Annotated in this window: 10 protein-coding genes; all 10 read right to left on the minus strand. The window is 52.6% G+C overall.

The genetic code is table 11. The annotated features are described in order from the left end of the window. Nucleotide 1 precedes the first annotated feature (1 nt). The 10 genes from HMPREF1527_RS02500 to HMPREF1527_RS02545 all read right to left on the minus strand — a co-directional run bounded on the left by HMPREF1527_RS02500 (nt 2) and on the right by HMPREF1527_RS02545 (nt 13,176). Entirely contained in the window at nt 2-1,213 is a 1,212-nt protein-coding gene (locus HMPREF1527_RS02500; protein ID WP_016477127.1) for a branched-chain amino acid ABC transporter permease, read from the minus strand. A gap of 9 nt (nt 1,214-1,222) precedes the next feature. Beyond that, nucleotides 1,223-2,098 (minus strand): branched-chain amino acid ABC transporter permease, encoded by an 876-nt coding sequence (locus HMPREF1527_RS02505; RefSeq protein WP_016477128.1) that lies wholly within the window; start codon nt 2,096-2,098, stop codon nt 1,223-1,225. A 12-nt stretch (nt 2,099-2,110) separates the two neighbouring features. After that, nucleotides 2,111-3,292 carry an ABC transporter substrate-binding protein gene (locus HMPREF1527_RS02510; RefSeq protein WP_016477129.1) on the minus strand — a complete coding sequence of 394 codons (1,182 nt, stop codon included), beginning with the start codon at nt 3,290-3,292 and terminating at the stop codon, nt 2,111-2,113. A 161-nt stretch (nt 3,293-3,453) separates the two neighbouring features. After that, nucleotides 3,454-4,764 carry a hypothetical protein gene (locus HMPREF1527_RS02515; RefSeq protein ID WP_016477130.1) on the minus strand — a complete coding sequence of 437 codons (1,311 nt, stop codon included), beginning with the start codon at nt 4,762-4,764 and terminating at the stop codon, nt 3,454-3,456. A gap of 354 nt (nt 4,765-5,118) precedes the next feature. After that, a complete protein-coding gene (rho, locus tag HMPREF1527_RS02520; protein ID WP_016477131.1) occupies nt 5,119-7,143 on the minus strand; it encodes a transcription termination factor Rho in 2,025 nt (674 codons plus the stop codon). A gap of 219 nt (nt 7,144-7,362) precedes the next feature. Further along, a complete protein-coding gene (locus HMPREF1527_RS02525) occupies nt 7,363-8,043 on the minus strand; it encodes a MarR family transcriptional regulator (protein ID WP_016477132.1) in 681 nt (226 codons plus the stop codon). Nucleotides 8,044-8,301: 258 nt separating this feature from the next. Then, a complete protein-coding gene (gene argS, locus HMPREF1527_RS02530) occupies nt 8,302-10,143 on the minus strand; it encodes an arginine--tRNA ligase (protein WP_016477133.1) in 1,842 nt (613 codons plus the stop codon). 108 nt (nt 10,144-10,251) lie between these two features. After that, nucleotides 10,252-11,748, minus strand: a complete 1,497-nt coding sequence (locus tag HMPREF1527_RS02535) for a nicotinate phosphoribosyltransferase (protein ID WP_016477134.1) — start codon at nt 11,746-11,748, stop codon at nt 10,252-10,254. Nucleotides 11,749-11,800: 52 nt separating this feature from the next. Then, nucleotides 11,801-12,130, minus strand: a complete 330-nt coding sequence (locus HMPREF1527_RS02540; protein WP_016477135.1) for a hypothetical protein — start codon at nt 12,128-12,130, stop codon at nt 11,801-11,803. A gap of 2 nt (nt 12,131-12,132) precedes the next feature. Beyond that, complete coding sequence (locus tag HMPREF1527_RS02545; RefSeq protein ID WP_016477136.1) at nt 12,133-13,176, minus strand: radical SAM protein; 1,044 nt, start codon at nt 13,174-13,176, stop codon at nt 12,133-12,135. Nucleotides 13,177-13,281 lie beyond the last annotated feature (105 nt).

The raw sequence follows: 13,281 nt of genomic DNA on the forward strand, positions 1-13,281 counted from the left end.
GCTAGTTCACCTCCTTATGGGAAGGAAGAATCCCTGAGGTACGCCCGTGCTTCTCGCCAGAGGATTGAACAGTCGCGGCGCTGTCTTCATCCGCGTCAAAATCGCTGGCAGCGTCCTTGTTCCACGGATAATCTCGGTTCAGTATGCGCTCAATAATCCGGCTGAGTGAAAAATCATAAGTGCCGAACAGCCCCTTAGGACGAAACATCATCACCAAGATAAGCACAGCCGCGTAGGCGAGCATGCGGTAATCCGCAAACGCGCGAAGCGCCTCGGGGAGAATGGTCAGCACGGCTGCAGAAACAACGGAGCCGAACATTGAGCCCATACCGCCCAAAACAACCATTACCAGGATCTCGACAGACTTCATGAAGCCAAACTTCGCCGGAGCCATAACACCGATGCAGCCGGCATACAGACCGCCCGCAATACCCGCGAGAAAAGCAGAAAATACGAAGGCGAGCGTCTTATAGTAGGTAGTGTTGACGCCTGACGCCTCTGCGGCTATCTCGTTATCCCGAATGGCGAGAATCGCACGACCGTGACGGGACTTCATAAGGGTGTGGATTGCAAAGATTGAGCATGTCACAACGAGAGCGGTATTGAGAAATCCGGTATACGCGGGAATACCCGTCAGCCCGGAAGCGCCACCCGTAAGCTTGAAGCCCAGCGTTGAATCAATGTTGACCAAAACAACGCGGATAATCTCAGCAAAGCCGAGTGTAATGATGGCAAGGTAATCTCCTTTGAGGCGCAGAGCGGGGATGCCTATAACAACGCCCGCAAGCGCCGCTGTGACGCCGCCAACCAAAAGGCCGGCACTAAAGAGGCCGACAGCAGGCAGAGAGCCCGAAGCCATATCAGTAGCCGTCAGTCCAAAGAGCGGCATCACGCGGATAATGAAGATGGCGCATGCGTAGCCGCCAATGGACATGAAGCCCGCATGACCAAGCGGCAGCTGACCCAGATATCCCGTCACAATGTTGAGCGACACCGCCATAAGCACATAAATGCCCACCTGCTCAAGAACGACGGTCTGATAGCGAGAGATTATGCCCCCTCCCACCAGCGCATTGCCGCCAAAAATAAAGACTGCGACTACCAACGTGTTGATGACGTAGCGCTGCACCATAGAAAGCCTGCGGCGCGTTGTGTGAGCGCCTGAGCTGGCTGTAATAACCGGATTGCTCTTTTGAGAGTACTCTTTTGTCATGGGAGCCTCCTACACTTTCTCGGTCACAGCATGGCCGAGAAGCCCGGTTGGCTTGACGACAAGAACGATAATAAGCAGCAAAAAAACAACGGCGTCCTGCCAGACGGACAAGCCGACAGCAGAAACAGCGACCTCAGCAAAGCCGACCACCAATCCGCCGATAACGGCTCCCGGAATAGATCCGATGCCTCCAAGCACCGCCGCGACAAATGCCTTCGTTCCCAACATGACTCCCATGGTCGGAGTCGCCTGATGATAGGCCATGCTGTAGAGGATGGCGCCAATGCCGGCAAGCGCAGAGCCAACAGCAAAAGTAAAGGAAATAGTGCTGTTCACATTGACGCCCATAAGCCGCGCCGCTCCCATGTCCTCAGACACGGCGCGCATCGCTTTGCCAAGACGCGTTTTTTGAACAAGGGCCGTAAGAACTGCGGTTGAGAGACACGTTACTCCAACGGTCAGGATAGCTCCCAAAGACAGGGTCACTCCACCAACCGTCACTGTCGTAAGATTGACAAAATTCGGAACCACCTTCGCGTCAGCGCCAAAAAGCAGCTGTGAGCCACTCTCCAAAAAATATGAAACGCCGATAGCGGTAATCAGCACAGAAAGGCGCGGCGCCTCCCTGAGCGGCGCGTAGGCAATCTTGTCAATGGCCACACCCAGCACCACACAACCGCCGACTGCCAAAAGCGCCGCTATTGCGGGGTGCAGCTGCAACTGTACCATAGCAATCCATGAAAGGTACGCGCCCACCATAATGATGTCGCCGTGGGCGAAGTTCAACAGCAAGATGATGCCATAGACCATCGTATAACCCAAAGCCACAAGGGCATAGATACTGCCAAGCTGCAGGCCGTTCAAAACTTGCGTTATGAATGTCACCAATCTCACTCCCTAGCCATTGATGGTGTCGTAAATAACCTCATTGCCGTCTTGAAAGGCAATAATGAGCGTCGATTTTACGGGGTCGCCGGTACCGTTATACGAAATGGTGCCTGTAACGCCGTCAACTTTCTCCGAGGCAATTGCGTGGATAATCGCTTCTCGATATGGCTTTGATCCGGTTTTTTGCCCCGATTGCTCAGCACGAGAAATTGCCTGGCACATAATCATGGCCGCATCATAGCCAAGCGCACAGAAGTTGGTCGGAGCAGAGCCGTATTCCTTTTGATAGGCGTCAACAAACTTCGTGACCTTCTCGTCTTTATTTGACGCCACAAAAGACGAATTATAGAAACAGTTATTCAGATCCGCTGGAGAAGCATAGTCCTGCTCTCCCCCGATGATATTGGGCCAGCCGTCAGACCCCAGCATAACGCCGGTATACCCGAGTTGCCGGGCCTGCGTCACGATTTTGCCGTCATCTTGGTAATAATTAGGACAAAAAATAGCGTCGGGATGTTTGGAAATGATAGTTGTAAGCTGCGCATTAAAGTCGACCGCGCCCTGCGGATATCCCTGCTGCGAGGAAATTTCTATCCCAAGCTCTTCAGCATGCTTGACAAATGCCTCACTTACGCCGGTTTCATAATCACCGCCGGAGTTAAAGATAGTTCCCACATTCGTATAGCCTTGCTTGTGGGCAAACTCCGCCATAACACGCCCCTGAAAAGGGTCGGTAATGCAGACGCGAAACATGTTGTTACCATGAACAACTACATCACCCGCGGTAGCTGAAGCACTCACACACGGTATCGTATCCAAAACTGACTTTTGAGCCAGCGCGATAGTGGGCGTTGAGGTTACGTCGCCGATAATGGCACTCACACCCTCGTCAAGCAGTTTGTTGTATACAAGAATCGCTTCTGTCGCGTCGCCCTTCTCATCTTCGACAATCGGCTCAACGCATTTGCCGTTGGCTCCTCCTTGCTCGTTAAACTGCTTGAAGTACAACAAAATACCGCTGCGAACGGCAATTCCATATTGAGCAACATCGCCCGTGAAGGGGCCCATAACACCGACGCGGACATGCTTGTCGTCAACCGGCTGCGCGTCGCATCCGGCAAGCGCCAGTGAGGCCGCAAGAGATGCCGCCGTCCCCAAAAAATACCGTCGCGACATATATGCGTCCGCCATGCTTATAACCCCTTCCCAATCTGCTGTAACCTGCCGCATCGCTCTACGGCGACTTACTGTATCGGGAAAGTGTAGGGCTGCGCCGCGCGCTAGCCGGACACAACACGGGTAAGTTTTTCTTTTTGTAACTTTTCTGCTTGCGAACCTTTGAGAGCTTGTCTCTACGCTTCAATCGCGCGAAGCGGAGCCGGCGAGAAGTGCCTTGGGCGATACGAGCCTTCTTGTTGCGAGAAGGATGCGCTTGCCTGCGCAGATGCTTTCGCTGCAGCGGCCTCAGCGGCGCTTTCCGCCGGCGTAGGAATACGTTTCAGCGCGTTAGTGCCACCATCAATCAGGCGGAACAGCTCGCGTGTCGGACGCTGCTCTTCCTTGGCGGCATCCTTACGCATTTCTTCTTCGATATCAGCGAAAAGCTTATCAACATGAGTCGCTGCTTCAATTTTTAAAGACCCTGTTGTTCGAGAGGGAGCGCTCACATGCGAAACCTGATTGTTTGGAATCACTTCAATGGGATCGCGGATAACGCCTGCAGGATTGACGGAAAGCTTCTTGTCAAGCGCCTCGAGCGCAAGTTCCCAATCATCTTTATGCGACAGCTCCGAAACCGTCCTTTTTTCTGGGAATATTCCCTGGTCAACAAAGGCAATACGCTCGGAGATATCCGAAGATGTGCCCACGGCTGAAATGGAATTCTCGAATTTTGTTGCAGCAAAGCTGTCAGGAATTGCTTCGGCTTCGATTGCTGTGATGCCAAAGTCATGGGTAATGTTTTGTTCTCCCACGCCCGCGGTCCACCAGCTTGTCCCCACATCACCGACCGTACCATCCGCGCGCGGAATAACTGGTAACCCTTCCATCGGATCTCCGCTTAAACGCTCCCGCAACACGTCGGCGGCGCCGCGTGCGCGAGAAGCCATACGCTCTCGAAACGAGAGGAGGTTCAGGTAATTTTCCGCAACTTGCTCATAGTCTTTTGCCGCATGCGCTGCTTTGCAATGAGCTTTGACCGTTGGCTGACTCTTGGCACGAACCGGCAAGGGAGCACGCGCCGGCTTCGGAGCAGTTGCGACCTTTTGAACACGAATAGCGCCCGTCGCGTTCCACTCCAAAGCGCGCATGTGGCGCGGTTTGTATTCCGCAAGCGACGAATGAGTGGTATCAACAAAGATTATCTTGCTCTTATTGTTATCGTTGATTGTATGAGAATGCTGCCGTTCGTACTGAGAAGCCGACTCACCCTCACATGAAAGCCTTCTCTGTTCCTGCTTTTGCTGCCTGTGATTGGCAATAAGCCATGAAATCCCTGAAATCATCCCCACAAAGGAAAGACCGCCGACCACGCAGGTAGCGATAAAAAGCGCCGGAGAATCAATGGAGTCAAACGTGGCGGCATGCGCAGAGACCGGCGTTACCGCCAGCGCCAATCCTCCTAAAAGGCCAGCTATAACGGCTGGATTTCTACGCTTTGTCATACAAGCTCCTCCTACACGCTACATAAAGCGGAAGAAAGACGATGACCCTTATACATACAGAATAATCAACCCAAGCATCCCTGGGTCTCACATATGTATGCAACGGCATGGGGTTCGTCTTATCTTCGTGTATCCGTTGCAGCATTTATGCTATCTGCACTATAGCGTACTTTTATCGGTCGTGCGCCATCTTTTACAAAAATCATCACGAAAAGCAAAAATCTCTAAGGCTCATCATTTCTGAGCAAAAATGAGACGTATATGCGAGAAGCCCTCAGGCAAACACGCCCAAAGACTTCTCGCTATAAACTTCTCTTTGCCGAAAATACGCTACCTATGCGCCAAAATACGAAATTACGCGAGCTCAGCGGCCCTTTTTGCCGAACGGATAAGGAAGTCCTCATTATCCGAGGTCTGCTGAAGCCCCTTGATGAGCGCGCTGGTAGCCCGCTCAGTGGTAGGCATGTTGGCAAGCGAGCGGCGCAAGCCCCAAATAAGAGGCTGGTAATCAGACTTTATGAGCAAATCTTCATTGCGCGTACCGGAAGCGACAGGATCGATTGCCGGGAAGATTCTGCGATCAGCAAGATCGCGATCAAGCTTAAGCTCCATGTTGCCGGTACCCTTGAACTCCTCAAAGATAACCTCATCCATTTTTGATCCCGTATCAACGAGCGCCGATGCGATAATGGTCAGCGAACCTCCGCCTTCAATATTGCGTGCCGCGCCCAAAAATTTCTTTGGCGGATACAGCGCTGCAGAATCAACACCTCCTGAAAGAATGCGGCCGGAAGCAGGAATAGCAAGGTTGTACGCACGCGCAAGACGCGTAATGGAATCGAGAATAACGACGACGTCCTGTCCCTGTTCTACAAGGCGCTTTGCCCGCTCAATCACGAGCTCGGAAACGGCCGTGTGATTCTCCGCAGGCATATCAAAGGTTGAAGCAACTACCGTTCCTTTGATAGAGCGTTCCATATCGGTTACTTCTTCGGGACGCTCGTCCACAAGAAGGCAGAAGAGATAAACTTCAGGATTGTTTTCCGAAATGGATTGGCAGATCTTCTTTAAGATAGTTGTTTTACCTGCCTTTGGCGGCGACACAATAAGGCCACGCTGACCCTTGCCGATAGGAGCGACGAGGTCGATGGCTCGTCCGGTAATGGAATTCTTACCATGTTCAAGCTTCAGTGGTTCATCGGGGAAAATCGGCGTCAAATCGCGAAAACGTGGACGCGCCTTAAGGTTCTCAACCGGTCCATCGTTGACCGACAAAACGCGGTGCAGCGGCGGATATTTGCTATTGGAGCGGCCAGGGCCAACCGTACCGGTAATCTTATCTCCCTGACGAAGCCCTAAATAGCGAATGATTTGCTGATGGACGAAGGCATCATCGTCTCCCTCCATGTAATTGCCCGTACGCACCCAGCCGTATCCTTCAGGACCAATCTGGAGAATTCCTTCGACAGTACGGAAACCCTCTGCAGCTGCAGCGGCGCTATATATCATTTCAATGAGATCGGGTTTACGAACGCCTAGATATGTAAGGCCATACTCGGCAGCCTTTGTGCGAAGCTCGGCAACTTTCATTCCTTCGAGCATATCGCGGGTAAGAGACGGTTCGGAAGGAGTCTGAGGGCGGCGCTTGTTATTCCGCTGGTTATTTTGGCGACGGTCGCGGTAATTCTCGCGTGCAATATCCTTACCCTGTTGCTGACTGTCACCACTGTCACGGCTATCACTGGTGTGACGGCGATGCACTCGTATAGAAGTCGTTGCAGAAGGGCTGCCGGATTCGTCTACTCCGGTTTCCGTTTCTGTTGCTGCAATCGTTGTCACCGGTTGAGCCGTCGGCTCGGAACTTGCAACGCTTGCCTCAGAAACAAGACGGTTCATTTCATCTTCAACCGATTCGCTCTTGCGTGGACGGCCGCGGCGGCGCTTGGGTGCTGCTGCCACAAAAGCGGACTTTACGACACTCTTATCAGAAGGCTCCGAAGCTACGGATGCGGATGCATGTGCTTCTGTAGCAGTTGGCGTATCAGCTGTCTCTACAGCAGATACCGTCTCAGCGGAGCCGCTACGCTCCAAAGCGTCTGCTTCGCTAAGACGAGCGGCAGCTTCGGTCTCGCTCTTACGCGGACGACCGCGGCGACGCTTAGGTACTGCAGGGGTATCGGAAACTGTAGAGGCAGAAGAATCCGCAACTTCAGTTTTGCTCTTACGCGGACGGCCACGACGAGGCTTCACTTCTTCTGTCAAAGTGGGTTCGGTTTGTGCCGCAACCTCCGATTTACGAGGGCGGCCACGACGACGCTTAGGAGTAACTACCGGCTCATCAGCAGACTCTGGGGCAGAAACGGGATTTTCATCCGTCATACACTATGCCTCTCTATTTTTAATCCAAAATACATACTCATTAATCTCTTTTTCACATGCGAGAGAATAAAACGCATATAAAGCGCGATAAGTTCGTAAAAATTTCTGCGAACAGAGTGACTATAGCACGATTGTGCCCGTCTTGCATCCAAAAACAAATTTTGGACACAAAACGGGCATGTAAGACGCTAGCTCTGTATACACTGGGGGAAATGTACACTAGACGCTAACGCGCGCCTTCCTTTTAACTACCAGCCGAGATATTTGCTGGCGAAGTGCACGTGCCTCCTTCTTCCCCTCTTCGGTAAGAGTAACAGTAGTAGTGCGGCGCGAAAGAGCGTGATTCCTCAATCTCTGAATAAGACCTTCGCCGGCAAGAGATGTAATTGACATCGACACGGTAGGCTGAAGCAACCCAAGCTCTTCTACGAGTTCGTTTACCGTAAGGGTACCTTTGGGAGCATCTTGCAGGCACAAAAGAACCAAATCTCCCGCACGGCAAAACACAGACCCCATAGCGTCAACATACATGCAGATTCGTTCTGCTGATGTGCGCGAAAGAGCTTGCCCCGGAGCAATGCGGGCGCAGGTAAGGCGAGCTAGGTCAAAAACGGCTGTGCGGCCTCTTTCGGAAAGCTCGCACACCACGTTGCGCCTGTCATCGGAGCCTTCTTTACGGTTAATATATCCAAGCTTCGCTAAGTGTGAGGTGCGATGCGTAATAGTTGGGCGAAGCGCCCCTTGGTACTCAGCAATCTCGGACGTCTTGATTGAAAGATTTCTTACATTCAAACGACATAAAATAGCAAATTCTTCAAATGTTAAACGTCTGTTTGCTGGAACAGATCTTCTCACCAGGTTGTAGGATCTGCGGATGGACATGTACTCCCGAAGCTCCATCTTAGACCTCCGTTCTATGCCCGAACGATTAGCTATTTATGTTCACATGCTTAGTATACTCCCAAAACATAGTAGATTACATGGGAATACAACAATAGTTTTCAAGTTCTGCAATGCATATAATTACGGGCTTATGGCATGAAGTTTTTTGCCATAAGCCCGTTTCTTAACTATTGTGAATAAAAATGACGTAACTATCTTTTTTATTCTTTTACCGTTCGCCGAATTATCGTGTTGAAAATTGTAACTACACGCTCACTACATACTCACGGGGGCGCTCACGCCGATGAGATTCAACGCCAGCGCAAGCACTCTACGCGTCGCGTCGCACGCCACCAAACGAGCGCGAGAAAGCTCCTCGTCAATGGGACGACCTTCGGAAGGAAGCACCTGACAGACCGTATAGAATCCGTGGAAATCAGAGGCAAGCTCCTCGATATAGTGCGTGATGCGGAACGGCGCGCGATCCCGAGCGCAATTCTCAATAAGCGTTGGGAATTCAGAGAGCTTGCGAGAAAGCGCCAGCTCAGTGGGATCGGAAAGAAGACTCAAGTCGTACGTGTCACCAATGGCTTGTTCAGCAACTTTATCCATACCGAGCTCACGTGCCTCGTCCAAAGAAACACCGGCGCCACGACGAAGAATGGAGCAAATGCGCGCATGGGCGTACTGTACGTAATACACGGGATTTGAACTGTCTTGACGCTTGACCTGCTCGATATCGAAATCAATCATCTGGTTGGACGATTTTGACATCAGCGTATAGCGCGTCGCGTCTACGCTTACCTCACTGAGCAGCTCGTCAAAGGGAATACCGGTCCCCTTGCGCTTAGACATCTTGACGGGAGTTCCATTGCGCAGCAAATTGACAAACTGGCCGAGAAGAACCTCAAACTGTCCGGGATAGCCAAGCGCCGTGCAGGCGGAGTCAACGCGCTGGATATAGCCATGGTGATCGGCTCCCCAGATATCAATGACATGATCGACGCGCTGGAATTTATTCCAGTGATAGGCCACGTCGGAGGCGAAATACGTATACTCCCCGTTAGACTTTATGAGCACGCGGTCCTTATCGTCACCAAACTTGGTGGAGCGGAAAAAGAGAGCATTGTCTTCGTGATAGAGATATCCCATGGTATCAAGGGTCTCAAGGGCACGGTCAACAGCGGACTTGCCGTTTTCATCGGGCGCATACAGCGAGCGCTCAGAGAACCATACATCAAAGTCGGAGCGGGCGTTATGGCACGTTGCTCGAATAGAATCAAGCATCAGCTTGTAGCCGCGCTCGCGGAAATCGGCCATGCGATCTTCTTCGGGAGCGTCTGCCCAAGCGTTTCCGTCTTCTTCGTAGAAATGTTTTGCGAGGTCAATAATGTAGTCGCCGCCATAGGCGTTGCCGCCGAGCGACTCGTTGAAAGCGTCCATATACGGATGGGTCTCAGGACGAGAGTCGTCCTCGTCCTCAATAAACGCTTCGCGGTCGTCAAGGAGCAATTGATAGGCCTCCTGAAACGCCACGCCCTTCTGAGAGACAATCTCATCCAACTGAAGATAGCGCTTTGAGATGGAAGAGCCGAAGACATCCATCTGAGAGCCGTGGTCGTTGATGTAGTACTCACGCTCGACGTCATAACCGGCGTGCGCAAACACACGGCATAGCGAATCGCCCAGAGCCGCCCAACGGCCGTGGCCAACATGGAGCGGGCCGACGGGATTAGCGGAAATGTATTCCACCTGAATCTTGGTGCCCTTGCCAAAATCTGATTTGCCGAACTCTGAACCCTGATTGCGGATGGTGCGGAAAATCTCATTGCCCGCGGCGGTCGAAAGGTAGAAGTTCACAAATCCCGGGCCGGCAATCTCTACGCGCTCAATCTCAGAATCTTTTGGCATGTGCGCCACGATTGCCGCCGCGATATCACGCGGAGATTTATGAGCAAGGCGAGCGGAACGCATAGCAACGGCAGAAGTCCAATCGCCGTGAGCGGCATCAGCCGGTCGCTCAAGACCGAGTTCTTCCACCTCAAACTGAGGTAAATCCCCTGCTTTCTGCGCATCTGCTAATGCTGCACGTACCAGTTGCTCGATCTTCTCGCGCATAAAAACTCCTTGTGTCAAAACGCCCTCAACATATACGGATCCGAAGATGGAATCGCATCCAATCGCCCACGCGTTTTTCTGTTGGCAATCGGCCGGTTATTGTACCACTTATTCGCTGGTAGCTGTGGCGGCATGAACATGCTCCACCGCAAGTTCATGACGCAAGTTTGCAAGACCTCTCTCAAGACCGACAGGATACACCTGAGGATTTAAGAAACGCGTATAAGCGGCGTCCAGGTGCATGAGCGCGTTATGGCAGCGGTCGCGCGCCACTTCAATGGTTTCCGCCTCTCCAAAGCGCACGCCCTCCTCCACCACGCGCGCCATAAGTTCGCGAGAAGTGCCGACAAGCTTATGCGTAGAGTAGGGATCGAGAATATCGGCGACAGCAACGGACGGCTGAGCGTCGCGGGATGTAAGCGTCGCTTCGTCATAAATCATATCGCCCGCAGGGCAGCCATTTGCGTCGTAATAGCGACGGATGCGCTGGATACCGGGGATAGTGCGCTTGTACGCCATTTCGGAAAGTTTGATGACCGGCTTCCAGTGCTCTTCTTTGTCATCGCAGACGGCAGTCAGTTTGTAGACGCCGCCTAAGGAGGGCTGCGGGTCGCAGGTAGCAAGTTTGGTACCTACGCCAAACGAATCAATGGGAGCTCCCTGCGCGAACAGCGATTGGATAGTATATTCATCCAAATCGTTGGATACGGAAATTTTTACATAAGGAAGGCCGGCCTCATCAAAGGCGGCGCGGGTCTCCTTTGCCAGCTTTGCGAGGTCTCCCGAATCGATACGAATAGCGCCAAGCTTCTCGCCACGCGCTTCCATTTCTTTGCCCACAATAATAGCGTTTTTGATGCCTTCATGAACGTCGTAGGTATCCAGAAGAAGCGCGCAGTTCTTTGGAAATGAGCAGGCGAAGGCGCGAAAAGCGTCGAGCTCGGTAGGAAACGACATGACCCACGAGTGAGCGTGTGTGCCGAACACCGGAATACCGTAAATCTTTCCGGCAAGCACGTTTGACGTACTTGAAGCGCCGGCGATGTAGGATGCGCGCGCCACGGCAAGGCCACCGTCAGGACCTTGAGCTCGGCGAAGACCAAAGTCCGAAACAGGATTGCCCTGAGCCGCTCGAATCACGCGAGCGGTCTTGGTGGCAACCAGCGTTTGGAAATTCACAAGATTCAAAAGGGCGGTCTCAATGAGCTGACAGTCGATGATAGGACCCATCACACGCACCATGGGCTCGCGCGGAAAAACAATTTCTCCCTCAGGAACGGCATCAATGGTGAGATTCAAGCGATGGTTGCGCAGAAATTCAAGGAACTCAGGTTTAAAAAGTTTGCCTCCTCCGGGAGAAGGAACCTCGGAAAGATAGTTGATATCGTCATCTTCAAACACGAAGTTTTCCACAAGCTCTGCAACTTGACCGATGCCGCAGGCAATAGCGTACCCGCCGTTGAAAGGGTTCTCGCGGAAAAACGCGGTAAAGCAAGCTTCATTGTCCACCATACCCGATTCCCAATAGCCTTGCGCCATGGTAATTTCGTAGAGATCCGTGTTCAGACACACGTCCGACGGCTTGGTGCGATCAGTCAATGACATAACGCTCAGTCCCCCTCAGGTGGGCTTCCATAGTAACGCTGCAAGTTGCCCGTTATCGTACTACGTATGACGCAATAAAGAAAAGTATGGCGATAAGAACTACAGAGAGTATGACAATCTTCTGCCCAAGCGGCATCTTAAGATCATCCTCATCCGGCTGCATAAGGCGCGCTCCGCGTGCGCGAGCCTGCGCAATCTGCTGATCTTTTTGGCGAGCTTTTCCAACCTCATGCTCACGATATGTACGTTCGGCGCGAAGCTGTTCCAGCTCCGCGCGTTCAGCGGCGTTACGCCTGGCCTCTTCGCGGACGCGTTTCTCCTGTCTGAGCCGCTCCAGCTCAGCGCGCTCCTCCTCGGAAAGAGGATTCATATCACCGGACATACTTACTCCTTTTTCACATCGGGCTTCTCGGCATCGACAGCACGGCATCCAGAATCCAAAAGGGACGGGCTCTCAACGCCTGTGGCGTCAAAGGCTGGCACAAAACTTTCAGACACCGTGCCTCCCTCCTGCCACCAGATTTTCTCGAAGCCAAGGTCATCAGCATGACAGATAACTATTTCATACTCTTCATCAGAGAGCGTTTGGGCAAGAGATCCCTTGGCTTTGCGACAGCGCTCGTTGGGTGTGTACTGATTCATGATAGACACATCAACCTCATTAGCGCAGATATCCCATACGCGGTCAAGCACCCTGCACGAATCGTCAGCATGCCCGGGAAGCACGAGGTGACGCACGATAATGCCCCGTCGCATGCTGCCATCCGCATTCACATTGCGTCCTCCGCGTGAGCGCAAAAGGGCACACATCTCTTCCAGCGCCGCGGCTGCCACCTCAGGATAGTCCCGAGCGTATGAGAGCTCTTGCGCGAGAGCAGCGTCAGCATATTTGAAATCGGTAAGCCAGATATCAATGACATCGGCCATAGCGCGCACCACCTGCGCAAGTTCATATCCCGAAGTATTACATACGACAGGAAGCATGAGTCCAGCTTGTTTGGCAGCGAGAACAGCTTCGCGAATCTGCGGCGCAAAATGCAAGGGCGTAACAAGGTTGATATTAAGCGCCCCTTGGTCTTGCAGTTCGAGCATTATCTGCGCGAGCCGCTCCACAGGTACCGCCAGTCCAAATCCTTCTTGAGAGATTTGATGATTTTGACAGAACACACACCGAAGCGGGCATCCCGTAAAAAACACAGCCCCCGACCCTGAGTTTCCTGACAGAGGGGGCTCCTCCCAGAAATGCAAGGCGGCGCGGGCAATGCGCATAGTGCTCGACGCGCCGCAAAACCCCGCTTTACCTTCATTGCGCTTGGCGCGACAACGACGAGGACACAGCGTACACGCATCATAGGCAGCGTAGTGAGCGCTAGGCAGACCTTGCCCTAATGCCCGACGTATATGTCCATTGTGCGATGCTGCATCCATTGTGTAATACAAACCCTGCCTTACCACCAATAAACCCATGAGCTCCCATGAACCCGATGGGCTCTCGTCGTACAAAAAACGCGCAGGCGAGAAGCGCTGCGCGTG

The sequence above is a fragment of the Atopobium sp. oral taxon 199 str. F0494 genome (genome assembly GCF_000411555.1).
Taxonomy (GTDB): Bacteria; Actinomycetota; Coriobacteriia; order Coriobacteriales; family Atopobiaceae; genus Lancefieldella.

What these genes read in the sequence shown, in the direction of transcription:
- HMPREF1527_RS02500 (WP_016477127.1), bottom strand. Translation starts at nt 1,213, where the DNA reads ATGACAAAAGAGTACTCTCAAAAGAGCAATCCGGTTATTACAGCCAGC.
- HMPREF1527_RS02510 (WP_016477129.1), bottom strand. Translation starts at nt 3,292, where the DNA reads ATGGCGGACGCATATATGTCGCGACGGTATTTTTTGGGGACGGCGGCA.
- HMPREF1527_RS02545 (WP_016477136.1), bottom strand. Translation starts at nt 13,176, where the DNA reads ATGGATGCAGCATCGCACAATGGACATATACGTCGGGCATTAGGGCAA.
- rho (WP_016477131.1), bottom strand. Translation starts at nt 7,143, where the DNA reads ATGACGGATGAAAATCCCGTTTCTGCCCCAGAGTCTGCTGATGAGCCG.
- argS (WP_016477133.1), bottom strand. Translation starts at nt 10,143, where the DNA reads ATGCGCGAGAAGATCGAGCAACTGGTACGTGCAGCATTAGCAGATGCG.
- HMPREF1527_RS02515 (WP_016477130.1), bottom strand. Translation starts at nt 4,764, where the DNA reads ATGACAAAGCGTAGAAATCCAGCCGTTATAGCTGGCCTTTTAGGAGGA.
- HMPREF1527_RS02540 (WP_016477135.1), bottom strand. Translation starts at nt 12,130, where the DNA reads ATGTCCGGTGATATGAATCCTCTTTCCGAGGAGGAGCGCGCTGAGCTG.
- HMPREF1527_RS02525 (WP_016477132.1), bottom strand. Translation starts at nt 8,043, where the DNA reads ATGGAGCTTCGGGAGTACATGTCCATCCGCAGATCCTACAACCTGGTG.
- HMPREF1527_RS02535 (WP_016477134.1), bottom strand. Translation starts at nt 11,748, where the DNA reads ATGTCATTGACTGATCGCACCAAGCCGTCGGACGTGTGTCTGAACACG.